22 protein-coding genes are annotated in these 23,808 nt (G+C 67.1%); 13 read left to right on the top strand and 9 right to left on the bottom strand.

From position 1 onward, the window contains the following. Positions 1–8: 8 nt before the first annotated feature. Both ABZ004_RS00530 and ABZ004_RS00525 read left to right on the top strand, forming a co-directional pair. The gene (locus tag ABZ004_RS00530) at positions 9–1,619 is read left to right on the top strand and encodes a peptide-N4-asparagine amidase (RefSeq protein WP_355677609.1); all 1,611 of its coding nucleotides are present in this window, start codon (positions 9–11) and stop codon (positions 1,617–1,619) included. 25 nt (positions 1,620–1,644) lie between these two features. Further along, entirely contained in the window at positions 1,645–2,136 is a 492-nt protein-coding gene (locus ABZ004_RS00525; protein WP_355677608.1) for a hypothetical protein, read from the top strand. Positions 2,137–2,243: 107 nt separating this feature from the next. Here ABZ004_RS00525 and ABZ004_RS00520 read toward each other — a convergent pair whose 3' ends face one another. Beyond that, complete coding sequence (locus tag ABZ004_RS00520; protein ID WP_355677607.1) at positions 2,244–3,269, bottom strand: aspartate-semialdehyde dehydrogenase; 1,026 nt, start codon at positions 3,267–3,269, stop codon at positions 2,244–2,246. A gap of 262 nt (positions 3,270–3,531) precedes the next feature. Here ABZ004_RS00520 and add point away from each other — a divergent pair, with 262 nt between their 5' ends. Further along, positions 3,532–4,482: an adenosine deaminase gene (add, locus tag ABZ004_RS00515; RefSeq protein WP_355677606.1), complete on the top strand. Its 951-nt coding sequence runs from the start codon at positions 3,532–3,534 to the stop codon at positions 4,480–4,482. A gap of 95 nt (positions 4,483–4,577) precedes the next feature. Here the strand turns inward: add and ABZ004_RS00510 are convergent, their stop codons facing one another. From ABZ004_RS00510 to ABZ004_RS00500, 3 genes are all read right to left on the bottom strand, one after another. After that, positions 4,578–4,763 (bottom strand): tautomerase family protein, encoded by a 186-nt coding sequence (locus ABZ004_RS00510; RefSeq protein WP_132194310.1) that lies wholly within the window; start codon positions 4,761–4,763, stop codon positions 4,578–4,580. An 81-nt stretch (positions 4,764–4,844) separates the two neighbouring features. Further along, a complete protein-coding gene (locus ABZ004_RS00505; RefSeq protein WP_355677605.1) occupies positions 4,845–5,708 on the bottom strand; it encodes a hypothetical protein in 864 nt (287 codons plus the stop codon). Then, positions 5,669–6,343 (bottom strand): hypothetical protein, encoded by a 675-nt coding sequence (locus tag ABZ004_RS00500; RefSeq protein ID WP_355677604.1) that lies wholly within the window; start codon positions 6,341–6,343, stop codon positions 5,669–5,671. The genes ABZ004_RS00505 and ABZ004_RS00500 overlap by 40 nt, the downstream gene beginning before the upstream one ends. Positions 6,344–6,499: 156 nt before the next feature. On the opposite strand from ABZ004_RS00500, the gene kduI reads away from it, so the two are divergent. The 5 genes from kduI to ABZ004_RS00475 all read left to right on the top strand — a co-directional run bounded on the left by kduI (position 6,500) and on the right by ABZ004_RS00475 (position 12,035). Continuing rightward, entirely contained in the window at positions 6,500–7,339 is an 840-nt protein-coding gene (gene kduI / locus ABZ004_RS00495; protein WP_355677603.1) for a 5-dehydro-4-deoxy-D-glucuronate isomerase, read from the top strand. Beyond that, on the top strand, positions 7,336–8,088 hold the full coding sequence (locus tag ABZ004_RS00490) for an SDR family oxidoreductase (RefSeq protein WP_355677602.1): 753 nt from the start codon (positions 7,336–7,338) through the stop codon (positions 8,086–8,088). Before kduI ends, ABZ004_RS00490 begins: the two co-directional genes overlap by 4 nt. Before the next feature lie 20 nt (positions 8,089–8,108). After that, positions 8,109–8,861, top strand: a complete 753-nt coding sequence (locus ABZ004_RS00485; protein ID WP_355677601.1) for an IclR family transcriptional regulator — start codon at positions 8,109–8,111, stop codon at positions 8,859–8,861. A gap of 121 nt (positions 8,862–8,982) precedes the next feature. Further along, positions 8,983–11,064: a sugar-binding domain-containing protein gene (locus ABZ004_RS00480; protein WP_355677600.1), complete on the top strand. Its 2,082-nt coding sequence runs from the start codon at positions 8,983–8,985 to the stop codon at positions 11,062–11,064. A gap of 110 nt (positions 11,065–11,174) precedes the next feature. Further along, entirely contained in the window at positions 11,175–12,035 is an 861-nt protein-coding gene (locus ABZ004_RS00475; RefSeq protein ID WP_355677599.1) for a carbohydrate-binding protein, read from the top strand. Here ABZ004_RS00475 and ABZ004_RS00470 read toward each other — a convergent pair. Genes ABZ004_RS00470 through lepA form a run of 4 tightly spaced genes read right to left on the bottom strand, consistent with a single transcriptional unit; the run spans position 12,032 to position 16,732 of the window. Continuing rightward, positions 12,032–13,249, bottom strand: coding sequence for an MFS transporter (locus ABZ004_RS00470; protein WP_355677598.1), 1,218 nt, complete (start codon positions 13,247–13,249; stop codon positions 12,032–12,034). The two genes, ABZ004_RS00475 and ABZ004_RS00470, sit on opposite strands and share 4 nt — an antisense overlap. Continuing rightward, entirely contained in the window at positions 13,246–13,872 is a 627-nt protein-coding gene (locus ABZ004_RS00465; RefSeq protein WP_355677597.1) for an MOSC domain-containing protein, read from the bottom strand. Before ABZ004_RS00465 ends, ABZ004_RS00470 begins: the two co-directional genes overlap by 4 nt. Before the next feature lie 44 nt (positions 13,873–13,916). Continuing rightward, entirely contained in the window at positions 13,917–14,828 is a 912-nt protein-coding gene (locus tag ABZ004_RS00460; protein ID WP_355677596.1) for an aminoglycoside phosphotransferase family protein, read from the bottom strand. Beyond that, complete coding sequence (gene lepA, locus ABZ004_RS00455) at positions 14,828–16,732, bottom strand: translation elongation factor 4 (RefSeq protein WP_355677595.1); 1,905 nt, start codon at positions 16,730–16,732, stop codon at positions 14,828–14,830. The genes ABZ004_RS00460 and lepA overlap by 1 nt, the downstream gene beginning before the upstream one ends. A gap of 117 nt (positions 16,733–16,849) precedes the next feature. Between lepA and ABZ004_RS00450 the strand changes: the two genes are divergently transcribed. The 5 genes from ABZ004_RS00450 (at position 16,850) to ABZ004_RS00430 (ending at position 21,356) form a co-directional block, all read left to right on the top strand. Further along, positions 16,850–17,389 carry a SigE family RNA polymerase sigma factor gene (locus tag ABZ004_RS00450; RefSeq protein WP_355677594.1) on the top strand — a complete coding sequence of 180 codons (540 nt, stop codon included), beginning with the start codon at positions 16,850–16,852 and terminating at the stop codon, positions 17,387–17,389. Next, positions 17,386–18,591, top strand: a complete 1,206-nt coding sequence (locus ABZ004_RS00445) for a hypothetical protein (RefSeq protein ID WP_355677593.1) — start codon at positions 17,386–17,388, stop codon at positions 18,589–18,591. The genes ABZ004_RS00450 and ABZ004_RS00445 overlap by 4 nt, the downstream gene beginning before the upstream one ends. Positions 18,592–18,676: 85 nt before the next feature. Continuing rightward, positions 18,677–19,582 (top strand): hypothetical protein, encoded by a 906-nt coding sequence (locus ABZ004_RS00440; RefSeq protein ID WP_355677592.1) that lies wholly within the window; start codon positions 18,677–18,679, stop codon positions 19,580–19,582. 38 nt (positions 19,583–19,620) lie between these two features. Further along, positions 19,621–20,142, top strand: a complete 522-nt coding sequence (locus tag ABZ004_RS00435; protein WP_355677591.1) for a sigma-70 family RNA polymerase sigma factor — start codon at positions 19,621–19,623, stop codon at positions 20,140–20,142. After that, on the top strand, positions 20,139–21,356 hold the full coding sequence (locus ABZ004_RS00430) for a hypothetical protein (protein ID WP_355677590.1): 1,218 nt from the start codon (positions 20,139–20,141) through the stop codon (positions 21,354–21,356). The genes ABZ004_RS00435 and ABZ004_RS00430 overlap by 4 nt, the downstream gene beginning before the upstream one ends. Before the next feature lie 72 nt (positions 21,357–21,428). Here the strand turns inward: ABZ004_RS00430 and ABZ004_RS00425 are convergent, their stop codons facing one another. After that, positions 21,429–23,774 carry a S8 family serine peptidase gene (locus ABZ004_RS00425; protein ID WP_355677589.1) on the bottom strand — a complete coding sequence of 782 codons (2,346 nt, stop codon included), beginning with the start codon at positions 23,772–23,774 and terminating at the stop codon, positions 21,429–21,431. Between the last annotated feature and the right edge of the window lie 34 nt (positions 23,775–23,808).

The raw sequence follows: 23,808 nt of genomic DNA, 5'->3' as shown, positions 1-23,808 counted from the left end.
TCCGCAACATGCGCGCACGGTCTGTGGCTCTCGTCTCACTATCCGTCCTACTCCTCGGTTGGCTGCCTCCGGCGTACGCCGCGCCGCCGGCCCCGACGCCACCCTCGGAGTTCGGCTCCGACTACGACGATCCGCGGACCCCGGCGCCGCCCGTCGCGGTACCGGACACCAAGCACTGCTCGGTCGAAATCGTCCGGAACGGCTTCAAGAACTTCGATCCCTACACCTCGACGTACACCCCTCCCGCCGCCTGCCAAGGCCCGTGGTCGAAGGTCGTTTTGAAGATGCAGGGCTCGGTCAAGGGCGTCCAGTACGACCGCCTGGGCCACATCACGATCGGCGGCGTCGGCGTCTTCCGCACGTCCACCCCGGAGCCGAGCACGGACGGCATCAGCTGGCAGGTGGAGAAGGACCTCACCTCCTACAGCCCCCTGCTGCGCACACCGCAGCCCGTGGTGATGGAGCTCGGCAATGTGGTGAACGACACGTACACAGGAGTCCTGGACATCGTCGTCACCCTCGACTTCTACATGGCCGGGCACGGCGCACCACCAGCCCGTACTGCGAACGCGGTGCTCCCCCTGCAGGACCAGAGACGCGAGGACTCCGACCTGGTCGGTACTGCGACGCTCCCGCGCAACACGTCCCGCCTAGTCGGCGAGGTGTACGTGACTGGGTCCGGCGGTGGCTGTGAGGAGTTCTGGGACACCTCCGCACCGGAGTCGACGGGCTACTCGTGCCCCGACGGTTCGCCGTACCGGGAGGTCGACGTACTGATCGACGGCAAGCTCGCCGGCATCGCCCTGCCCTACCCGTACATCTACACAGGCGGCTGGTCGAACCCGTACTCCTGGCGCCCCTCCCCTGCACCTCATGCGTTCGACATCAAACCCTTGTACTACGACCTGACACCGTTCACCGGACTGCTCACCGACGGCAAGGCGCACGAGTTCCGCATCCACGTCGACGGCGTAGCGGCCGGGCAGAGCGGCTGGTTCACCGTCCCCAACCTGCATGTCTGGACCGACCCCCTCCTCAAGCAGACTCGAGGCGCATTGACCTCGTACGCCGTATCGCCGCTGACCAAGTCGGACGTCGTCACCGGGTCGAGTGGCGAAGCTGGTTCGGTGAAGACGACCGCGTCGCGTTCTTTGAAGATCAGCGGGTACGTCGATACGTCGGCCGGCCGCGTTCGCACCACGGTGCAGCGTCAGTTGTCGAACAAGTCGGACCACGTGTGGGAGGCGGGCGAAACCCGGGACACTCTGGACGCTTCTTGGCGTGACCTGTCGCTCGTGTCCAGCGGGGCCCGAGTCGAACGCACCGACCTGACCTACGGCAAGTCCGGGTACCTCAGCTTCTTGCCCAACGCAACAATCCCTGGCGGCTACGACGTGATCACCGACCTGGACATCTACGATCGCAGCCGGACCGCTGGCCGCAGTACGGAAGAGACCTACAGCGGCCGCGCGTCCTGGATCTACAACGTTCCGCGCGACCAGCGCCACGCCACTAGCAACCAAACCGTCCGCTACCGCGCTTTTGGCACCGGCGGCTGCTATGACCACACCCTGTCGGCGATCAACGGCGTTTACGTGAAGGACTCTTACCGCTGCTGACCCGTCTGCCGGTCAGTATGCGGGGATGGACTTCATCAAGGGATTCAGCGCCGAGCAGTACGCGGGCGCGCTCGAATCATGGGGGTGGCTGGACCTGGCCGGCAAGGAGCCGGTGACAGCCACCCTCTTCGGACACGTCTTCCTCAGCTCTGACGACGGGTTCTGGCTGCTCGACCCGATCGCGGGCAGCCTCACCCGTCGCTGGAACAATGTCGAGCACCTGCAGGCCGACCTCGACAGTCCGGCAGTTCAGCAGGAGCTGCTGATCGACCTGGCCGACGCGGCGCTGCAGCGCGGGCTGGCGCCGGGTGTTGACGAGATCCTCGACTTCACTCAGTCACCGGTGCTGGGAGGGCCGATCGACCCCGGGAACCTGCAGGTGATGGACTTCGTGGTCGGCGTGAACATCGCCGGGCAGATCCACGCCCAGATCACCAACCTCGCCGCCGGCACCCCGATCTCAGCCGTCGAGGTCAAGCCGGAACGCCGCGGCCTGTTCGGACGCCGGAAGTCGTGAGCCCCTGCGCGGACTGCCAACACTCACCTTCCGAGGTTTCTGGCCGGCCTTTGGCGGGGTTTGAGCGTGGGGGCGGGTGAGGCGGGGGCTTGGTGAGTGTTGGCGGTTCAGCGTTGCTGGAGGAGTTCGGCGATCTGGACTGCGTTGAGGGCGGCGCCTTTGCGGAGGTTGTCGTTGGAGACGAAGAGGACCAGGCCGCGGCCGTCGGGGACTGATTGGTCCTGGCGGATGCGGCCTACGTACGACGGGTCCTGGCCGGCGGCGAGGAGTGGTGTCGGGAGGTCCGCGAGCTCGACGCCGGGGGCGGCGGCGAGGAGTTCGGTGGCGCGCTCAGGGGTGATCGGGTCGGCGAACTCGGCGTGGATGCTCAACGAGTGGCCGGTGAAGACCGGGACCCGGACGCAGGTACCGGCGACCGGGAGATCCGGGATGTGCAGGATCTTGCGGCTCTCGTTGCGGAGCTTCTGCTCCTCGTCGGTCTCACCGGTGCCGTCGGCGACGATCGAGCCGGCCAGCGGGAGCACGTTGAACGCGATCGGTCCGGCGTACACCTGCGGCTGCGGCAATTCGATGCCCTCCGCGCCCCGAGCGAGTCGGCCGGAGCCTTGAGCGAGCGCGTTCGTTTGGTCCTCGAGCTCGCGGACGCCGACGCCGCCCGAGCCGGAGACGGCCTGGTAGGTGGAGACGATCAACCGGGTCAGCCGCGCCTCGCGGTGCAGCGGGGCGAGTACCGGCATCGCGGCCATCGTGGTGCAGTTCGGGTTCGCGACGATGCCCTTGGGGAGGTGGTCGAGATCGCCAGGGTTGACCTCGGCAACGACCAGCGGCACGTCGGGATCCATCCGCCAGCCGGACGAGTTGTCCACCACGACGGCTCCCGCCGCGGCGACCTTCGGCGCAAACTCCTTCGAAGCCGTCTTCCCGTTGGAGAACAGCGCCAGGTCCAGCCCGGAGAAGTCCGCCGTCGCCGAGTCCTCGACGGTGATCTTGACGTCCCCGAACGGCAACTGACTCCCGGCGGACCGCGCCGACGCGAAGTACCGGATCTCGTCGACCGGGAACTTCCGCTCGATCAGCAGGTCCCGCATCACGCCGCCAACTTGCCCTGTAGCCCCGAACACTCCTACTCGCATACCCCAAAGCCTAGGCGAGCGCGCCACCCCACTCAGCCGCAGTCCACCATCCGGTGCCACCCACGACCTGACTGCCGGAAGCCCTCGGTGCGCGGGGAGGAGCCGTTGGTAGTCTGCAGGCATGGTGAGTGAGGTGAAGAGGAGCGCCGTGCGTCGTGCGGTGATCTTCGGTGACCACTCGTATCGCAGCGATCTGTACCAGTAGGACCCCCGGGTTTCTCAGGCGTCCTCTGTTCGTCATCAGCTGTGAAGGAAATCCACCATGACTGCTCGCCTGCCGCTCGTCGATCTGCACCGCCACCTCGAAGGATCCATCCGCACCAGCACCGTGCTCGATATTGCCGAGCGCACCGGACACGAGCTGGCCAAGAGACCGGCGCCCCGTACTGCGTTGGTGGCGGCCCAGGAGAAGACCGGGTTGTTGCCGTATCTCGACAAGGTCGATATCGCGATCGGGGTGCTGGCTGAGCTGGACGACTGGCATCGGGCGGCTGGGGAGGCGATTGATGATGCCTTCGACGACGGGCTCGATTGTCTGGAGTTGCGGTACTGCCCGGGGATCATCGCGCATGAGACCGGGCTCGCGGCCGAGGCTGTGATCGATGCGGTGGCGGATGCGGTTGCAGAGCGCTCGAAGAAGCGTGAGTTGCCGGTCGGATTGATCGGGATCGTGGTGCGGCACCTCGGGGCCGAGTCGGCTGAGCAGCAGATGAGCACGCTGCTTTCGCGCAAAGAATCCTTCTGTGCGGTCGATCTGGCCGGCGACGAGGCCAATTTCCCGGCGCAGTTGTTCGAAGAAGCATTCGCAAGAGCACGCGATGCCGGGTTGCACGTGACGATCCATGCGGGTGAGGCGGCTGGGCCCGGGAGCGTCTGGGATGCCGTGAACCATCTCGGCGCCGAGCGCATCGGCCACGGCGTACGGGCTGCTGAGGATGCGCGCCTGATGGAGCACCTGGCCGCGCACGACATCACGCTGGAGGTCTCCCTCACCAGCAACACCCAGACCGGCGCTGCGCCCAGCTACGCGAACCACCAGATCCATCAGCTACTCAAGGCTGGCGTTCCGGTCTCGCTCAACACCGACAACCCCAGAGTCAGCAACGTACGGCTCTCGCAAGAGCACCGGACAGCGATCACGGAGGTCGGTCTCAGAGAAGACCAACTCGCGACGGTCGCACAACAGTCCGTCGCCGCAGCATTCAACAACTAGCTCGTACTGCGTACGCCGCTTCCCGCCGCGGCAAGGTGCGGGAGCCCGCCCGCGGGTCGCGCCGCCAGAGGCACGGCCCGCGGGCGGGAGTTCGGTCAGGAGTCGGAGACCAGAACTCCGCCGTTGGCGACGTCGGACTTCTCGATCTCCTGGAAGACGATGCGGACCGCTTCGCGCTTGGCGCCGAGGATGGCGATGGCGGAGTCGGTGACCGCGGCAACGAATTCGCGGCGCTGATCGAGCGTGCGGCCGGAGAGCAGTTCAACGGTGATGTTCGGCATATCTGAAGTCTCCTCAAACAAAGAAGGGAAAGATCAACGGGCGGAGGTTCTACCTAGCGGAACATTGTTCCAGAAACTCGATCAGCTGACAGCGGCGGTCCGCCTGGCGGGCACCGGATCGGTGTTCAGCGAGTCGAGCAGCTCGTCCACCGACTCCCGGCGCTCCGGCAACAACCACCCCATGCCGACATAGACGACGAGAGAGGTTGCCAACGGCAACGCGACGACCAGCGTGGTGTCGGTCGACCCGATGCCCCACTTCACGACCGTCCAGACGATCAGCCCGATCGCCCAGGAAGCGATCGCGGCCCGCGACCCGCTCCGCCGGAACCACGGCAGCAGCCCGAGCATCAACGGGATCGCGATCGGTCCCATCGTCGCGGCCACCAGGTCGACGACGATCTTCAGGACCACGCCCTGACCGTTGGTGATGATCGCGATCAGCATGCTCACCGTGACGAAGATGAAGGTGGTGTAGCGGGCGAACTTCAACAGGCCCGCGTCGCTCAAAGAACGCAGCTTAGGCACCAGCACCGGACCGAGGTCGCGAGTGATCACCGACGAGATCGCATTCGCGTCCGACGCGACCATCGCCATCGTGTGCGAGAAGAACCCGGCGAGCACGAGCCCGATCAACCCACTCGGCAGCAGTAGTTGCGACATCGCGACGTACGACTGCTCAGGCTTGGCCAAACCGGGCACCAGCAACGGCGCCGCGCACATCGGGATGAACAGGACCAGCGGCCAGACCAGCCACAAGGCCGACGACAGCAACGCGGACCGCTTCGCCTCGGAACCCGACGGCGCCGCCATGTAGCGCTGCGCCAGGTTCCACATCCCGCCGTTGTACTCGAAGGTCTTGATGAACAAGAACGCGATCAAGAAGATCGGTGTGTAAGGCCCGTTCAGCGCGGACCCATGCCCAGCAGGCAGCTGGTCCCACATCTTCCACAATGTCGGGATCCGTCCAGGTGCGAGAGCACACCCACGAACATCGCGATGCCGGCCGCAGCCTGGATGATGAACTGCCCGAAGTCGGTCAGTACGTCGGCCCACAGTCCACCCAGCGTCGCGTAGAGCATCGTGACGACACCGGTGAGCAGGATCCCCCACCGCATCGGTACGCCGGTGAAACCGTTCAGCAGAACGGCGATCGCGACCCACTTCGCGGCGATGTCGACCACCTTCAGCAGCGCACCGGAGTACGCAAGGACCTGCTGTGTGGGCAGGTTGTACCGGCGAGCCAGATACTCCAGCGGCGATACGACGCCGTGTTTCGAGCGCAGCCGGTTCCACCTCGCGGCGAACACGAACGCGCCGATCCCGACCCCCACGCCGATCGACATCGCCCACCACACATACACCGTGATGCCGTAGGTGTAGGCGACCGCGGCGAAGGCGACGAACATGACCGCGCTGTAGCCGGACATGTGGTGCGAGATCCCGGACAACCACCAGGGGATCCGGCCGCCGGTGGTGAAGTAGTCGACGACGTTCTTGATCTTGCTGCGGGACCAGACTCCGATCAGCACCATCAGCACGAAGTAGCCGGCCAGGACCGTCCAGTCGAGGGCTGTCATGTGATTCCTCCAGGGGCGGGCGGGTGTGCCTGGAAGGTTCCACCCAACAGAACATCGAGTCAAGAGGCGGAACTCCGCCGAGCCAAAATCGACATCACTGAGCCCATGACACGGTCCACGTTTGACAGGATGTTCCGTGAAATAGAACCTTGTTCTGTGAACCAAGCTCAGCAGCCACTCCAGGTCCGGCACGCCACCCACCCCGACCAGGTGCGCACGTTCGACACCGCGGCGCTCCGCGAGACCTACCTGGTCGACGACCTGTTCACCCCCGACTCGGTCACCGCGGTGCTTACCCACCACGACCGGATCGTGCTCGCCGGCGCCCGCCCGGTCAGCGGCCCACTCGCCCTGCCGACCTGGCCTGAGCTGCGCAGCGAGTTCTTCCTCGAACGCCGCGAGGCCGGCATCGTCAACGTCGGCGGCCCCGGCACGGTCGCCGTCGACGGCACCAAGTTCGAGCTGACGACCGGAGCCTGCCTGTACGCCGGACGCGGCGCGCGCGACGTCGTCTTCGAGGGCACCGACGCCGCGTTCTACGTGTTCTCCGCCGCAGCGCACACCAGCTACCCGACCACGCTGATCCAGCCCGGCGAGGGCAACCGGCTCGAACTCGGCGACCAGCAGACCGCGAACCGGCGGACCATCGACCAGTACATCCACGCGGACGGCGTACAGAGCTGCCAGATCGTGCTCGGCGTCACCACGCTGCACTCCGGCAGCACCTGGAACACCATGCCCGCGCACACCCACGACCGGCGGACCGAGTGCTACCTGTACTTCGGCCTGCCGGAGGCCGACCGGATCGTGCACCTGCTGGGCGAACCCGACGAGACCCGGCACCTCGTGGTCGCCGATCGCCAGGCGGTGATCTCCCCCAGCTGGTCGATCCACTCGGGCGTCGGCACCTCGGCGTACAGCTTCGTCTGGGCGATGGCCGGCGAGAACCAGGCGTTCGCGGACATGGACGGTGTCGCCGTGCAGGACCTTCGGTGACGTTTTCCCTGCAAGGACGAACCGCTCTGGTGACCGGCGCCAGACGGGGAATCGGCGCCGCCATCGCCGCCGGGTACGCCGCAGCGGGAGCCGACCTGATCCTGCTGGCCCGGGACGCGGCCCTCGAGGACACCCTGGAAGCCATCAAGCTCAACGGCGGAGGCGAGGCGACCGTGATCACCGCCGACTTCGCCGACCCGAGCCAGGTCGAAGCAGTGGCGACCGAGCTGGTCCGCGAACGTCAGGTCGACATCCTGGTCAACAACGCCGGCACGATCCGCCGGGCTCCGGCAGCCGAGACGGCGGCGTCCGATTGGCAGCACGTGATCGACGTGAACCTGAACTCGACCTGGGCGGTGACCCGGCCGGTCGGCGCCGCGATGGCGGCCCGCGGCGACGGCAAGATCATCACGATCGCCTCACTGCTGAGCTTCCAGGGCGGCATCAACGTTCCGGCGTACACGGCGAGCAAGCACGCGGTCGCGGGTCTGACGAAGGCCTTGGCGAACGAGTGGGGAGCGTCCGGCGTACAGGTGAATGCGATTGCTCCCGGCTACATCAGTACCGACAACACGACCGACCTGCGCGCCGATGCGGAGCGGGAAGCGGCCATCCGCGACCGCATCCCGGCCGGGCGCTGGGGCCGGCCTGAGGACCTGGTCGGCGCGGCGGTCTTCCTGGCCTCGGCGTCGGCGGACTATGTCAACGGGCATGTGCTGGCCGTCGACGGTGGCTGGCTGGCTAGATAAGAGGTGACAGGATGAGCGACATGAGTTCGCCCTCGGCCATCGACAAGACGCTGATGGTGCTCGATGCCGTCCTCGAGCATTCCCGGTTCACCGACGTGGTGACGGCCACCGGGCTGGCCAAATCCACCGTGCACCGGATCATGGCGTCGCTGGTGGAACACGAGTTCGTCGCGCAATCCGAGGACGGCCTGTACCACCCGGGTCCGAAGGCCCTGCGGCTTGCCGGGCACGCGCTGACCAACGTCGACCTGGCGACGGTCGCCCGCCCGGTGCTCGCCGACCTCGTCGCGCAGACCCGTTGCACAGTGCACGTCGGACTCCTCAACGGCGACGAGGCGATCTACGTCGCGCGTCTCGACGGACCCAAGCCGTACCGGATGCCCTCGCGCGTCGGCAAGGCCTTCTGGCTGCACTGCACCGGCATCGGCAAGGCACTCCTGGCCGAGCGCGACGAGGAAGCACTCGACGCTCTCGTCACGCGAACAGGACTACCAGCCCGTACGCCGTTGACGCATACGACCGCCGCGTCCCTGAAGGCCGATCTCGCGCAGGTCAGGTCGCGCGGTTACGCCCTGGACGACGAGGAGAACGAGCCCGGCATCCGCTGCGTCGCCGCGGTCATCCACGACCACACCGCCACCGCGATCGCCGCCGTCAGCATCTCCACGCTCTCGCTCGAGCAGTCCATCGCCCAGGTCGCCCTGATGGCCCCGGCCGCGATCGAGGCCGCCCGCAAGATCTCCGCCGCCCTCGGCTACCGCGAACCCAGCTGATCCGTTGTCAGCACGCCTCCTGGGGTCTAGCATCACCTTTGAATAATAGGAAACTTTCTTAACCATCGAGTTTCCCGCATCAGTGGCCCCACCACCGCCCCGTGTCCCAGGAGGCCCGCCGATGAGACTTCGGCAACGCACCGTCCGTCTGCTCACCGTCACCGCCGTCGCCGCAGCACTCTGCGCGGCGGCGCCCGCCAGCGGCGCTCCACCCCGCGAGCCCACCTCACCAACCACAGCGTCCACCTCGGCGACCCCGATCCCCGGCTTCCTGTTGCAGACCTCTGCGCAGGTCTCCAACGACGCGGCCGTCACCCAGCCCGGCTTCCCGACGACCGGCTGGCTGCCCGTCTCGTCCCGGTCGACCGTCTTCGCCGGCCTGCTGCAGAACAACAAGTACCCCGACCCGTTCTTCTCCACGAACATGAAGAACGTCGACAAGAACCAGTTCACCGTCCCCTGGTGGTACCGCTCCGACCTGCAGATCGCCGACACCACCCAGCGCACCTACCTCGACTTCAGCGGCGTGCTCTCCCGCACCGACGTCTGGGTCAACGGCACGAGAGTGGCCGACAAGACCCAGACCGCCGGCGCGTACACCCGGCACGATCTCGACATCACCGCGCAGATCCACGCCGGCAGCAACGCGATCGCGTTCAAGGTCTACCCGAACAACCCGAACGACGACCTCACGATGGGCTGGATCGACTGGGCCCAGACCCCGCCGGACCAGAACATGGGGATCGTCCGCGACGTCCTCGTACGCCGAAGCGGTCCGGTGGCACTCCGAGGTGCCCATGTCGTCACCAACCTGACGCTGCCGTCGCTCAACCACGTGAACCTCACGGCGAAGGTCGACGTCCGCAACGACTCCACCGGCGCCGTCACCACCACGGTCGCGGGCAGCGTCGCCGGTGTACCGATCAGTCAGACTGTTTCCCTTGCTGCCAAGGAGAAGAAGACCGTCACGTTCCCCGTCGTCGGGCTGGAAAACCCGAACGTCTGGTGGCCGGCCGGGATGGGCGGGCAGCCGCTCTACGCACTCGATCTGACCGCCACGACAGCCGGTACGCCGTCCGACAGCGCGCACGAGAGCTTCGGCGTACGGGACGTGAAGGCGCCGCTCAACAGCAGTGGTGGGCGGGCGTACTCGATCAACGGGCGGCCCTTCCTGGTCAAGGGCGGCGGCTGGTCTCCCGACCTGTTCCTGCGGTGGAACGCGACGTACGCGGCCGACAAGCTCAAGTACGTCAGGGATCTGGGCCTCAACACCGTCCGGCTCGAAGGGCACATCGAACCCGACGAGTTCTTCGACCTGGCCGACCAGCTCGGCATCCTGACCATGCCCGGCTGGGAGTGCTGCGACAAGTGGGAGGGCCAGGTCAACGGCGGTGAGAACGGCAACACCTGGAGCGCCGAGGACTACGTCACCGCCAAGTCGTCGATGACCGCCGAGGCCGAACGGCTACGCAACCACCCGAGCGTGCTGACCTTCCTGATCGGCAGTGATTTCGCGCCGAACGCGACGATCGAGAAGAACTACCTGGACGCGCTCACCGCCGCCGACTGGCAGACCCCGGTCATCCCGGCCGCGTCGGCGAAGTCGTCACCGCAGCTCGGCAGCTCCGGGATGAAGATGAACGGGCCGTACGACTGGATCCCGCCGAACTACTGGTACGACAAGGCGCACGGCGACTCCGGCGGCGCGTGGGGCTTCAACTCCGAGACGTCGGCAGGCCCGGACATCCCGACGATCGACACCCTGCGACGGATGCTGACCCCGGCCGAACTCGACGTGCTCTGGCAGAACCCGAGCGCCACCCAGTACCACCGGTCGTCCTCGTCGACGTTCGGCAACCTGAAGCTGTTCGGGAACGCGCTGACCGGCCGGTACGGCGCTCCGACCGGCCTGACCGACTACGTGAAGAAGGCCCAGCTGGCGCAGTACGAGAATGTGCGCGCGGAATTCGAGTCGCACAACCGGAACTTCACCGACTCGTCGAATCCGTCGACCGGGCTGATCTACTGGATGCTGAACAGCGGCTGGACCTCACTGCATTGGCAACTGTTCGACACGTACCTGGACCAGAACGGCGCGTACTACGGCGCGAAGAAGGCCAACGAGCCGCTGCACATCCAGTACTCCTACGACACCAAGTCCGTTGCCGTGATCAACCTTCGCATGCGACGGCGTCAGGGCTGACCGCTTCGGTCAAGCTCTACAACACCGATGGCACGGAGAAGTTCAACGAGTCGGCGTCGGTGTCGGTGCCGGGCGATGGTGGCAAGACGACCGCGCTCACCATCCCTGCGGTGAGTGGACTGTCGACGACGTACCTGGCGAAGCTCGTGCTGACGAACTCGTCCGGTGCCGAGGTGAGCCGCAACGTCTACTGGCTCTCCACCAAGGCGGACACCATCGACTGGAACAACACCGACTGGTACTACACGCCGACCACCAGCTACGCCGATCTGAAGGGGTTGTCGTCACTGGCGCAGGTGCCGGTTTCGTCCACGTTCAGCTCAACGACATCGGGCTCCGACACAACCACCACGGTCACGTTGAAGAACACCACGACCAGCAAGATCCCGGCGTTCTTCATCGACGCGCACATCATCGGCGCGGGCGGCAAGCCGGTGCTTCCGGTGCAGTGGAACGACAACGCGGTGAGCTTGTGGCCGGGTGAGAGCGTCGTACTGCGGGCGACGTACCGGACCTCCGATCTGCAGGGCGCGACGCCTTCGGTGCGGGTGTCCGGCTGGAACACCGTGCCGGACAGTGGTCAACCAGGTCCCGCGGTGTACGAGGCCGAAGATGCCTCGATCACCGCTGGAGTGGTGGAGTCCAACCACGCGGGCTTCACCGGACGCGGATTCGTGAACTACGACAACGCGGTCGGCTCAGCCGTCGAGTGGACGGTCAACGCGGCAACCGCCGGCCCCGCGGACGTCGTACTGCGGTATGCCAACGGGACGACCACCTCGCGTCCGATGAACATCGCTCTCAACGGCACCGTGGTGTCCTCCGGCTTGACCTTCCCAGGTACCGGAAACTGGGACACCTGGCAAACCAAGACGGTGCGCGTCAACCTCGTTGCTGGCAGCAACAAGATCAAGGCGACCGCGACGTCTGCCGACGGAGGTCCCAACGTCGACAAGTTGACGGTGGGCTAGACGAGCTGGGCCGTCGCCTCGGTACGACGGGCGGCGGCCCAGCGCACGACCGGCACGGTCAGTACGCCGATCACGGCGAACCAGAGACCCAGGATGATCCAGCCCGGCACACCGAGACCGAGGGGCAGCAGCGCGAGTACGGTCGGCGCGACCATCGTGCTGATCGACATGCTGGTGCCCCAGAGGCCCTGGTACTGGCCTTGGGCCTGGTCGGCGGCAAGGTCGAAGCTCAGCAGGAACGAGCCGGACGACTGCAGCAGCTCGCCGATCACCTGGACCAACGCACCGAGTGCCAGCAGGACAACTGCCACCACCACGCCGCCACCGGATGCGGCGGCGAACAAGGCCATCCCGGCGAACAGCAGGAATCCGGCCGTCCTGGTCGCGCGGGCGGCACTGGCGGGATCGGCGATCCCCCGGCTGGACCTGACCTGGAAGAGCGACACCACCGCTGTGTTGATGACCAGCAGCAGTGCGATCGTCCAGCGCGGCGCCTCGGTGTGGTCGACCACCCAGAGCGGGATCGCGACGTCCAGCACCGCGAAGTGGATCGACATCCCCGCATTGAGGGCCGCGACCGCCAGGTAGCCACGATCCCGCAACGCGATCCAGACCGGCCCGTCGTCACCCTTCGGCTGGGGTGCGACCCGCGGTACGGCCAGGATGACGAAGGCCGATCCGATGGTCAGCGCGGAGTCCACCACGAACATCGTCCGATAGGCGGCGGCGGTGTCGAAGTGGAGAGCGAGGGTGGCGATTCCGGCGCCGGCCATGATGCCGATGTTCGTCACCGCGCGCAGGTAGGCGCGGGCGGCGACCCGTCCGGCGCCCTGGGTGACGGCCGCGATCAGCGCACCACGGACCGCTCCCGCACCGCGGTCCAGGATGGTGATCACGGTAGCGACGAGCAGGAACTGCCAGAACGTGTCGACCAGGAGGTAGAGCAGAGACAAGGCGGCCACGGTGGCGCTCAGGACCACGAACAACGTTCGCGGTCCACGCCGGTCGGCAAGATGCCCGACCGGTACGCCGGCCAGCAGGCCGAACAGCCCGGCGACGGTCAGCCCGAGCCCGATCTGCGCGATCGACAGCCCGACGATCCGATTGAAGTAGAGCACGCTGACGGTCATCAGCAACCCGTTGCCGACCCGGCTCAGCAGGGTCGCCAAAGCCAGCGGGCGCAGCGGTCCTGGCTCGGGGATCAGGCCCTTCATGCCCGCGCGGCGATGCGCTCGGCCTGCTCGCGGAGTTCGCCGACGAGGTCCACGTCGGCGGCGAGCATCGTCTTCATCTTGGCCGAGTCCTGGGCGGCGAACATCACGCCGACGGTCACCTCGTGCTCCGGCCGGTGCACGATCTCGATCGCGTCGCCCGCGCCGAGGGAGCCGGTCTTCAGCACCTTCAGATAAGCCCCCGGACGCCCCTCCTGGTGGAACCGCTTGATCCAGCCACGAATCTCCATCCGGTGCTGGAACGTCACGCACGGGATCCTCGGCGCCCGGACCATCACCTCGACCTCGGCACCGAGCCGCCACACCTCACCGATCAGCGCATTGGTGATGTCGAGCCCCTCGGTCACCAGGTTCTCCCCGAACAACCCCGGCGGAATCTCCCGCCCCAGCTGCCCGGCCCACCAGGCGGAGTCCTCCACGGCGTACGCGTAGAGCGCCTGATCCGGCCCACCGTGGTTCTTGGTGTCGCAGACCGAGTCCCCGCGCAGCCCCAGCTCCCCCACCGGCACCCGCCCGTCCTGCGGCCGCTTGTCGATCGCCGTCAACCCGGTGTCCTTGGGCCCCGGAATCAACTCCTCCACCACATTCACCGTCAGCAGCCGCATACCTGCATCCTCTCCCGCCGGCAGGTCAGGTGTCACCGCGTTTTTCAGTCCTGGATTGCCTTGGCGATGGTGATGTTGCGGGTGAGCCAGTCCTGCGGGAGGGTGGCGTCGGCGCCGGCGTCCTTCAGGGTCCAGAGGACGTTGAGGAGCTGGCGGACGATGATCCAGTCGCGGGCGCGGTCCTCGTCGAGGCCGGCGGTGTCGATGATCGCGTAGAAGCGGCGGCGCAGGGCGAAGCGGAGGTCGCGGGCGGCGGCCAGTTCGTCCCAGCGGTTCCAGATCAGCGGGGCGACCTCGTAGTGCGGGTCGCCGGACAGCGGTTTGGGGTCGATGACGAGCCAGGGTTCACGCTCGGCCGCGAGGACGTTCTCGAAGTGCAGGTCGGTGTGGATCAAGGTGCCGTCACAGGCCGGGTCCGCCGCGAAATCGCGGGCCAGCGCGGCAGCCTGCTCGACGTACCGGCGTGGGACCGGCGCCGAGGCGGGTAGTGCCAACAGCTCGTCCGACCAGCGTTCGACCTCGGTGGAGAGCAGTTTGAACTGCGGTCCGGCCGGCACATGCAGCCGTTTGTAGCTGGCGGCAACGATCTCGCAGGCCTCGATCTCGTCGACCGTGGTCAGGTCCCGTGGCTGCGCACGCTCGAGCAGCAGGGCGAACCGGCGCGGATCCGCCCGCAGCAGCCGGATCGCGCCGTTGCCGTCCCAGATCCGGAGCGCGAGATGCTCGGTCTCGGCCTCCCAGTGCGGGAACTGCACCTTGAGCATCGCGGCCGCGCCGTCCGGCGTACGGACCGGAACGACCAACGCACAGTTCCCGTACTGCGCGCTGCCGTCGACCCGCAGGTTCCACTCGTCCAGCAGGTCGCGCGTCAGCCGCGGCAACCGGTCGAGCCACGCAGCCCAGTCCGGGCCGCGCGAAGCGACCTCGAGGAACTCCGCGGGAATCTCGACCGGCACTACTTCTTGGCCTTCTCCGAGGGCTCGTTCGTCTTCAGCGCGGCGATGAAGGCTTCCTGCGGGACCTCGACCCGGCCCACCATCTTCATCCGCTTCTTGCCCTCTTTCTGCTTCTCCAGCAGCTTGCGCTTACGGGTGATGTCACCGCCGTAGCACTTCGCGAGGACGTCCTTGCGGATCGCCCGGATCGACTCCCGGGCGATGATCCGGGACCCGATCGCGGCCTGGATCGGCACCTCGAACTGCTGCCGGGGAATCAGTTCCTTCAGCTTGCCGGCCAGCGAGACGCCGTACGAGTAGGCGTTGTCGCGGTGCACGATCGCGGAGAACGCGTCGACCGTCTCGCCCTGCAGCAGGATGTCCACCTTGACCAGCGCCGCGGACTGTTCGCCGGTCGGCTCGTAGTCGAGCGAGGCGTAGCCCTTCGTCTTCGACTTCAGCTGGTCGAAGAAGTCGAAGACGATCTCGGCCAGCGGCAGCGTGTAGCGCAGCTCGACCCGGTCCTCGGACAGGTACTCCATCCCGTTCAGGTTGCCCCGCTTGGTCTGGCAGAGCTCCATGATGACGCCGATGTAATCCTTCGGGCTGAGGATCGTCGCCCGCACCACCGGCTCGTAGATGTCGGCGATCTTGCCCTCGGGGAACTCGCTCGGGTTGGTGACGACGTGCTCCTTGCCGTCCTCCATCTCGACCCGGTAGACCACGTTCGGCGCGGTCGAGATCAGGTCCAGGTCGAACTCGCGCTCGAGCCGCTCGCGGACGATCTCCATGTGCAGCAGGCCGAGGAAGCCGCAGCGGAACCCGAAGCCGAGCGCGCCCGAGCTCTCCGGCTCGTACTGCAGGGCCGCGTCGTTCAGCTGCAGCCTCTCCAGCGCGTCGCGCAGCGTCGGGTAGTCGTCGCCGTCGATCGGGAACAGGCCCGAGTACACCATCGGCTGCGGGTGCTTGTAGCCGCCGAGGGCTTCGGTCGCGCCGTGGATCGCGGCAGTGACGGTGTCACCGACCCGGGACTGACGGACGTCCTTCACGCCGGTGATCAGGTAGCCGACCTCGCCGACGCCGATGCTCTTGGACTTCATCGGCTCGGGTGAGATGACGCCGACCTCGAGCATCTCGTGCACGGCGCCGGTGGACATCATCTTGATCCGGTCCCGGTGGGTCAGCTCGCCGTCGACCACCCGGACGTAGGTGACCACGCCGCGGTAGGTGTCGTAGACCGAGTCGAAGATCAGCGCGCGCGGCGGGGCGTCCTTGACACCCTTCGGCGGCCCGATCTGGGCGACGATCTCGCTCAGCAGCTCCTCGACACCCTCGCCGGTCTTCGCGGAAACCCGCAGTACGTCGTCCGGCCGGCAGCCGATGATGTGCGCGAGCTCCGCGGCGTACTTGTCCGGCATCGCGCCCGGCAGGTCGATCTTGTTCAGCACCGGGATGATGTGCAGGTCCGCGTTCAGCGCCAGGTAGAGGTTGGCCAGCGTCTGCGCCTCGATCCCCTGCGCCGCGTCGACCAGCAGCACCGCGCCTTCGCAGGCCTCCAGCGACCGGGACACCTCATAGGTGAAGTCCACGTGGCCGGGGGTGTCGATCATGTTCAGGATGTACGTCGTACCGTCGGGCGCCAGCAGGCCGCCCGGGGTGTCCGGCTTCGGCGCGAACGGCAGCCGGACCGCCTGCGACTTGATCGTGATGCCGCGCTCACGCTCGATGTCCATCCGGTCCAGGTACTGCGCGCGCATCTGGCGTCCGTCGACCACCCCGGTGATCTGCAGCATCCGGTCGGCCAGCGTCGACTTGCCGTGGTCGATGTGGGCGATGATGCAGAAGTTCCGGATCAGCGACGGGTCGGTACGACCCGGCTGGGGCACGGTCGTGGGGCCAACGGGCACGGAGGGGATCCAGTTCATCTCAGGAGTGACACGGACAACCTGTCAATCATCCCATGACACGCCAGTCCTTTCCGCATCGTTGCTTCCTCCCGTGCAACAAATGGTCTGGACCGCTGTCTCCCTAGTGTGACGAACATGATGCTGAGCCTGAGCCGGTCGGGTGCTCCGCCGACGGCCGTCGCGGACCGTGAGGACGCGATCACCCGGCTCTACCAGGAGCAATGGGCACCGATGGTCCGCCTCGCCCTGCTGATGCTGGGCGACCGGCCGTCGGCCGAGGACGCTACCCAGGAGGCGTTCACGGCCGTCTACCGGCGCTGGGACAAGGTGAAGGACCACACCCGGATCGAGGCGTACCTGCGTTCCGCAGTACTGAACACCAGTCGATCCGTACTACGGCGCCGCAAGCTGACCCTGCTGCATCGCCCGCCTTCCGACCCACCGGTGTGGTCGGCCGAATCGCAGGCGTTGCTCGGCGAGGAACGCCGCTCGGTCCTGGCCGCGCTCGCCACCCTCCCGACCAGGCGGCGTGAGGTGCTGGTGATGCGGTTCTACCTGCACCTGTCCGACGTCGATATCGCCCAGACCCTCGGCATCTCCGAGGTCTCCGTACGTTCCACCGCCTCCCGAGCGCTCCGAAGCCTCGGCACCAAGCTGCAGGAGGAGGACCGATGAACCTGGAACAGAAGCTCACCGAAGCCCTGGACGCCGCAGCCCGAACCGTCCCCGACACCGCCGAACCACCGCCGGTCCTTTCGCCGACTCCCCGACGCCGCCCTCTCCTGATCGCCGCCCTGGCCGCTGCTGCCGTGCTGGCAGCGGTCGCAGTGCCGGTGCTGATCAGCCACAACGACGACAAGGGCCAGGTCACCGGCGGCATCTGCCCGGCACCACCGGCCGTTCAACTGCTGAAGATTCAGCAGCAGAACGTCAAGCCCGACTTCGAGAACCTGAACGAGATGCCATTCGGCTCGGCCCCCAAGGTGCCGTTCACGATGGCCAAGGATGCCAAGTCCGGCGGCGGGTACCTGGAAGATCTCGGCGTCAGAGTGCCGTTGGAGAACGGCTTGCGGTATTCCACCATCGGCCGGACCGCCTGCGGGTGGGTCGTTCTCCGGGGCGGTGTGGCCGACTACACGAAAGCGGAGATCGGCCGGCTCAGCACCTCGGGCGAGTTCACCTCGTTCGGGCAACTGACCGGCGACGGGATGTTCCTGTCACCGGACGGCACCGAACTGGTCTACGTCAGTCCGGCCAAGAACGGCACCGCCCGGATCCGGGTGGTGGAAGTGGCCACCGGCAAGGAAGCTGCGTCCTACCCGACCGACCCGAAGACCGAGGTGGTCGGCTGGAACCCGGCTGGGATCTGGTTCGAGCCGGCCAGAGAAGCCACCCGGACGAGTCTGTGGAACCCCGGCTCGGATCCCGTCCCGATCGACACCTTGAAGCACCGGCTCACGGCGTACCGGGGTACTGACCGGATGCTGCTCAGCGACCAGGTGAGCAACGGCGCCGACAACTGCGTGCGGGTTGTCGTCCTCGATGAGTCGCATCGGCTCCGCACGCTGCAACAGAAGTGTGGAAGCGGCAAGGGCTCCCTGTCGCCGGACGGCAAGGTGCTGCTGACCGAGGGCGACACCACCGAGGCCTATCTGGTCGACACCGGTGCGAGGACGCGGCTGCATGCCTCGCCGCTGCTGGTCGGGGCCGACTACTCGATGCTCTGGGACGACCAGACCCACGTCCTCAGTCGCGGGGGGATCGGCAACGACCGGGTCGTCACCCTGCGATGTGACGTGATCAGCGGTATTTGTGAACGCATCTCCGACGGATTGCGGCGCAACGGGCCGGCCGGTCCGTCCCTCGGCTCCCCCTGACGGCTTCCACCGGCCGGGCCCTTCGACGGGTCCGGCCGGTGGAATTGCCTGCGGGGGCGGCTGGTGCCGTCTACCCTCTTGAGGTATGGGGCATGCTGCTGGGGTTCGGTTGCCGTTCGAGCAGTTGCCTGCCGTGCTGCGGGCGTGGGTTGACCGCTCGCTGGGGTCGTCGGTGGTGTCGGCTGCCACGCAGCAGGGCGGCTTCTCGCCCGGTGTGGCGGCGCGGCTGATGACGTCCTCCGGCCGGCGGGCCTTCGTCAAGGCGGTCGGGTCGTCGCTCAACCCGGACTCCCCGACGCTGTTCCGCAACGAGATCGCCGCGATGCAGGGCCTCGCCGCCCACTCGTTGCCGCATACCCCTTTCCTGTACGACGTGTACGACGACGGCGACTGGGTGGCGCTGTTGCTCGAGGACATCGAGGGCTACCTACCGCCGCATCCGTGGCACCCGCACGACGCGGCCCGCGTGCTGGACGGGTTGGCGGAGCTCACCGAGGCACTGCAGCCCTCCCCGTGGCCGGAGGCACCGGTCGCCGCAGTACGGAGCGAGGCATTTCTGAGTCGGTGGGAGAACGTGATCGCCGACAACCTCGCAGTACCGGACTGGATGGCTGGGCGGGAGCAGGAGTTCGCGGAGCTCGCGCGGACCGGGCTGGGCGCGCTGGCGAAGGGTGATGGGCTGGCGCACTGGGATCTGCGGGCGGACAACATCCTGTTGACCGAGACGCGGGTCGTGTTCATCGACTGGGCGCATGCGGCGCTAGCTGCGCCCTGGGCCGACACGGTGATTCTGCACGCGGACATGCGTGGCTCTGTGGAACTACCTGAGCTGCCTGGCGACGAGGGCATCACCGGGTTCCTCGCTGGGATCGCCGGCGGACTCTGGTGGGGCAGTGCTCAGCCCTCGCCACCTGGGCTGCCTACTGTTCGCGCCTGGCAGCGGGAGTCAGCTCTGAACCATCTGGACTGGCTCCGCGAACGCCTGAGCTGATCATGCAGCGTTTCACCCCGCGAGGCGTCTTAGGGGGTGTGACGAACCACATCGCGACCTTGGCACCGTCCGAAGACCCTCCGGCTGCCATCTCCGAGCTGTACCGCCAGCACTGGGCCGGCCTGGTCCGGCTGGCCGTGCTGGTCGTGGACGACGCGGAGTCGGCGGAGGACGTCGTACAGGAGGTCTTCACACAGCTCTACCGCAACTGGCCGATCGACGACCCCGATCGGGTCCTCGGCTACCTGCGGACGGCCGTACTGAACCGAAGCCGCTCTGTACTGCGCAGACGCAGAGTGGCCCGGCTCTACATCCCACCCTCTCCCCGGTCCGGTGACTCGGCGGAGAGCGCGGCGGAGGTCGGCGAGAGTCGCCGCGAGGTGCAGCGCGCCCTGCAGGCGCTGCCGATCCGCTCCCGCGAGGTGCTCGTCCTGCGGTACTACCTCGATCTCCCGTACGCCGAGATCGGCCAGACGCTGGGCATCAGCGAGTCGACCGCGCGCTCCACCGCCTCCCGCGCCCTCGCCGCCCTCACCAAGACTTTGAAGGAATCCCGATGACCGACACCGAAACCCGCCTGCGCGACTACCTCCGTTCCAAGGCCGCCACCATCCCCGACGAGCCCCCGCCCCTCGTCCTGCCCTCCCGGCCCCACCGGCACTGGCCGGTAGTGGTAGCGGCCGCCGCCATAGCCGCCGTGTTGGTCATCGCCATCCCCGTAGCACTCCACTTGTCCGGCAAAGACAAGACAGCCCCACCCGCCAACAAGCCGGACACCGGCCTGAAGGTCCCCTATGTCCTCGACGACGGCAAGACCAGGACGCTGCACGACGGCAGGCTCACACTGGCCTGGCCCGACTCGCTGACGATGCCACTGGGCCGGGTGAACGGCGGCTGGCTGACAACGCAGGACGATGCGCCCAAGGACGTCGCCGGGGCCTTCAAGAATGGTGTGGTCTCCCCGGACGGTCACTTCCGCCAGATCGGGCCAACCGGAGCCCAGCTCAACTTGCTGTCGCCGGACAAGTCTCAGGTCGTCATGTCGCAGCAACTTCCGCACAAGCAGTCACGGGTCGGCGTGTACGACGTCGCCTCCGGGCGCGAGGTCGCCGTGCTCAACCTGCCGTACGAGTTGACGGTGATCTGGGCCTGGAACCAGGCAGGAATCTGGCTCGGCGAGGACTACAAGCTCGGCGCCCAGCCGCTGCTCTGGAAGCCTGGCCATGGTCAGCCGGTCCAGCTGTCGATCCCGGGCTTCGATCTCAGCCTCAAGGGTGCTTCCGAGACGGACAAGATCCAGGTGGTCACCCGGACGAACAAGGGCGAGTCCTGGTGCATGAAGCTGGGCTCTTTCCGGGGAACTTCCTTCGTCGTCGACCGCCAGTACTGCGGAACGGGCGGCCGCACCTTCTATCCGACCGTCTCGCCGGACGGCCGCACAATGGTGCGACCCGACCAGTTCCAGACCCCCGACACCAGGACGATGAAGCGCGTGGCGCCACCGGTGGCGGTCGACGTCGCCACCGGCAAGGTGACCAAGCTTCGGGTGCCCCAGGAGCTGCCGGACCTCCCCGGACCGGTCTTCGAGGACAGTACCCACCTCGTCTTCGTCGACGGCGGGAGCAGCCTCAACCCGACGCGTCCGTCGGTCGGCCCGGATGGTCACCCAGCCATCGAGACCCGGCCGGTGATCCGGTGCGACGTCACCTCGGGTGACTGCAGCGAGGTCCTGAAGCCACCGGCCAACACGCGAATCTCGCTTGGTCATCCCTGATCAAGGTTGGAGCCGGCTGCACCTTGGGGGTGTGCAGCCGGCTTCTCAGCTTGGATGGGCGCAGCCGGTTTCTCAGCTTGGGTGGGTGCGGATGGCTAGGGGGCTGGTGACGGTGTGGCGGGCGGAGCGCCAGGTGAGGGTGCCGAAGGCGTATTGGTCGGCGGGGGCGTTGAGGTTTTCGAAGGTGACCCGGTAGGTCGCGGTGGCGCCGGGCAGGACCCCCAGGAGTTTGGGGGTGACCGTTGCCTTGAGGCCGATCAGGCCCTTGAGCTTCGGGGTGTAGATCTCGGGGAGCAGGCCGACATTGCGGACGGTTCGGGTGACCGATTGTTTGGTTGCCAGGTCGCCGATCGCGATGCTGGGGTAGTTCAGGTTGCTGGGGTCGATCCGGCCGTTGGCGCACAGGTCGTGGGTGGCTGGGACCTGGCCGGATCCGCAGACGAAGCGGGTCCAGTCGTCGTACGAGGAGTCGTAGACCAGCCCTGGATCCATGGCGAGCTTCGGCTGGATCATGCCGGCGCCATACCCGAAGGGTGTGCCCGGCGATCCCGAGTCGTTCTTGATCGGGTCGCCGTTGGTGTCCTCGTCGTCGGCCGTGGTGACGAGGGCCGACTTGATCGCCATCGGGGACCAGGTCGGGTAGCGGCTCTTCAGGATGGCGGCGGCTCCGGCGACGTGGGGTGTCGACATCGACGTACCGCTCAGGAAGGCGTACTGGCCGCCGGCCGCGGCGAACGAGCTCGTTGCGGCAAGGACGTTCGTTCCCGGCGCCATCACGTCCGGCTTGAGCAGATCGCCGTTGCCTGCCACGGCCGGGCCGCGACTCGAGGAGCTCGCGACCTTGGGTGCGTTCACCCGAACCGGCTGCGCCGGGGCGATCCGGGCGGTCGGCGACGCGGTCCCCTCGACGTACCGCTTGATCTTGGGTCCCGCGACATCGCTGAGGTGCACGGTCGGGACCGAATGCAGGTCGGAGTCGAGCGTGTTCGGGGTCGGGTTGAGCAGGATCAGGCCGATGCCGCCCGCCTTCTTCACCTGCAGGCTCTTGTCGACCCTGGGGCTGACGCCGCGATCGCAGACGACGATCTTGCCTTTCACCTTTGCTGGATCGAGCGTGTTCGGCATACAGAGCAGGAGATCGGCGGGCTTCACAGCTGGTTTGCCTGCGTCCTTGGCCAGTACTACGGAAGCTTCGGGGGTGCCCGCGCCGATACCAGCTCCCGTGTACGACGTGCTGTTGCCCAGCGTCACCGTGGTCTGGACGTCTCTGTCATGGGTGCCGTTGGCAACTGTTGTCACCCAGGGGTAGTTCTTGCCGACTGTGCTCGTGGCGGGGCCAGTGTTGCCGGCACTGGCGGCGACGAACACTCCGGCGCGAGCTGCGCGGAGGAAGGCGAGTCCGACGGGGTTGACGAATGTGTTGCCCGGACCGGAGATCGAGTAGTTGATGACGTCCACGCCGTCTGCGACTGCGGCGTCTATGCCGGCGACGATGTCCGCATCCGTGCCAGTGCCGCCACCTGCCGCGTCGACGGCCCACAGCACTTTGTAGATCGCCAGGCGCGCGTGGGGTGCGATGCCGGAGCCTTTGCCGTAGTCACGTCCGGAGACGGACATGTCGACGCCGTAGTTGCCGGCCGCGGTACTGGCTGTGTGAGTACCGTGGCCGCCGTAGTCGCGCGGCGAACGGAACTCCTCGGCGATGGGACGGTTGGCGATGCCTGCATCGAAGTACCGGGCGCCGATCACCTTGTTGTTGCAGGCGACAGGTGCCTCCTCGCCGGTCTGGCAGGTGCCCTTCCACTTGCGGGCGATCAGGGCGTCGGACTGCTTCGTCGTCTTCATCGGTGCGAAGCTCTCCCGCTCGGGGACGAAGCCGGAGTCGATCATGCCGATGACGACGCCGTCGCCGGCCTTGTCGATACCGCCTGCTTGCTGCCAGGCACCGCCCTTGCCGGTGAGGCCCAGGTAGCGAGGGGTGTCGACGGTGTCTTGGCGCTGGGTGCCGCTGACCTCGACGCTCTTCACACCGGACGTGCCGGCTAGCTGGTCCGCCTCGTCGCGTGACATTCGGGCGGAGAAGCCGGCGTATGTGTAGTTGTAGTCGTACAGCTTGGTGGCGTCCGGGAGCTGGCTGAGGATCTCTGCTCGCTCACGGGTCAGGTGTTCGACATAGTCGAGGACAGGGGTCGCCTGCGTCAGGAGCTTGCCGCCGGGGAGTGCGCGGGTGGCAGGGAGGCCTGCGATGTCGCCGTCGTACTCGGCAACAGGTGAGTCGTCTAGCTCCACCATGTAGATGTCGGTCGCCTGGGTCCCTGCCGTGGCTCGGCCGTTGGTGGTGAGGGCGGTGGCGGACGCGGCGAGGAGTGCGAGGATCAGCAGTCCGGCAGTACGGCGTACGCGGGCGGTGGACGACATGAGCGCCGAGTATGCCGTCGTCTACCCTCGATGT

This window comes from Kribbella sp. NPDC006257 (assembly GCF_040613535.1).
Lineage (GTDB): Bacteria > Actinomycetota > Actinomycetes > Propionibacteriales > Kribbellaceae > Kribbella.
The sequence above is the reverse complement of the archived record's forward strand: the minus strand, read 5'-3'. Positions and strand labels throughout refer to the sequence as shown.

What these genes read in the sequence shown, in the direction of transcription:
- ABZ004_RS00470 (WP_355677598.1), bottom strand. Translation starts at nt 13,249, where the DNA reads ATGAAGGGCCTGATCCCCGAGCCAGGACCGCTGCGCCCGCTGGCTTTG.
- ABZ004_RS00440 (WP_355677592.1), top strand. Translation starts at nt 18,677, where the DNA reads ATGGGGCATGCTGCTGGGGTTCGGTTGCCGTTCGAGCAGTTGCCTGCC.
- ABZ004_RS00425 (WP_355677589.1), bottom strand. Translation starts at nt 23,774, where the DNA reads ATGTCGTCCACCGCCCGCGTACGCCGTACTGCCGGACTGCTGATCCTC.
- ABZ004_RS00500 (WP_355677604.1), bottom strand. Translation starts at nt 6,343, where the DNA reads ATGACAGCCCTCGACTGGACGGTCCTGGCCGGCTACTTCGTGCTGATG.
- ABZ004_RS00465 (WP_355677597.1), bottom strand. Translation starts at nt 13,872, where the DNA reads ATGCGGCTGCTGACGGTGAATGTGGTGGAGGAGTTGATTCCGGGGCCC.
- ABZ004_RS00480 (WP_355677600.1), top strand. Translation starts at nt 8,983, where the DNA reads ATGAGACTTCGGCAACGCACCGTCCGTCTGCTCACCGTCACCGCCGTC.
- ABZ004_RS00485 (WP_355677601.1), top strand. Translation starts at nt 8,109, where the DNA reads ATGAGTTCGCCCTCGGCCATCGACAAGACGCTGATGGTGCTCGATGCC.
- ABZ004_RS00530 (WP_355677609.1), top strand. Translation starts at nt 9, where the DNA reads ATGCGCGCACGGTCTGTGGCTCTCGTCTCACTATCCGTCCTACTCCTC.
- ABZ004_RS00520 (WP_355677607.1), bottom strand. Translation starts at nt 3,269, where the DNA reads ATGCGAGTAGGAGTGTTCGGGGCTACAGGGCAAGTTGGCGGCGTGATG.
- lepA (WP_355677595.1), bottom strand. Translation starts at nt 16,732, where the DNA reads ATGAACTGGATCCCCTCCGTGCCCGTTGGCCCCACGACCGTGCCCCAG.
- ABZ004_RS00430 (WP_355677590.1), top strand. Translation starts at nt 20,139, where the DNA reads ATGACCGACACCGAAACCCGCCTGCGCGACTACCTCCGTTCCAAGGCC.
- ABZ004_RS00450 (WP_355677594.1), top strand. Translation starts at nt 16,850, where the DNA reads ATGATGCTGAGCCTGAGCCGGTCGGGTGCTCCGCCGACGGCCGTCGCG.
- add (WP_355677606.1), top strand. Translation starts at nt 3,532, where the DNA reads ATGACTGCTCGCCTGCCGCTCGTCGATCTGCACCGCCACCTCGAAGGA.
- ABZ004_RS00445 (WP_355677593.1), top strand. Translation starts at nt 17,386, where the DNA reads ATGAACCTGGAACAGAAGCTCACCGAAGCCCTGGACGCCGCAGCCCGA.
- ABZ004_RS00510 (WP_132194310.1), bottom strand. Translation starts at nt 4,763, where the DNA reads ATGCCGAACATCACCGTTGAACTGCTCTCCGGCCGCACGCTCGATCAG.
- ABZ004_RS00505 (WP_355677605.1), bottom strand. Translation starts at nt 5,708, where the DNA reads ATGTGGGACCAGCTGCCTGCTGGGCATGGGTCCGCGCTGAACGGGCCT.
- ABZ004_RS00525 (WP_355677608.1), top strand. Translation starts at nt 1,645, where the DNA reads ATGGACTTCATCAAGGGATTCAGCGCCGAGCAGTACGCGGGCGCGCTC.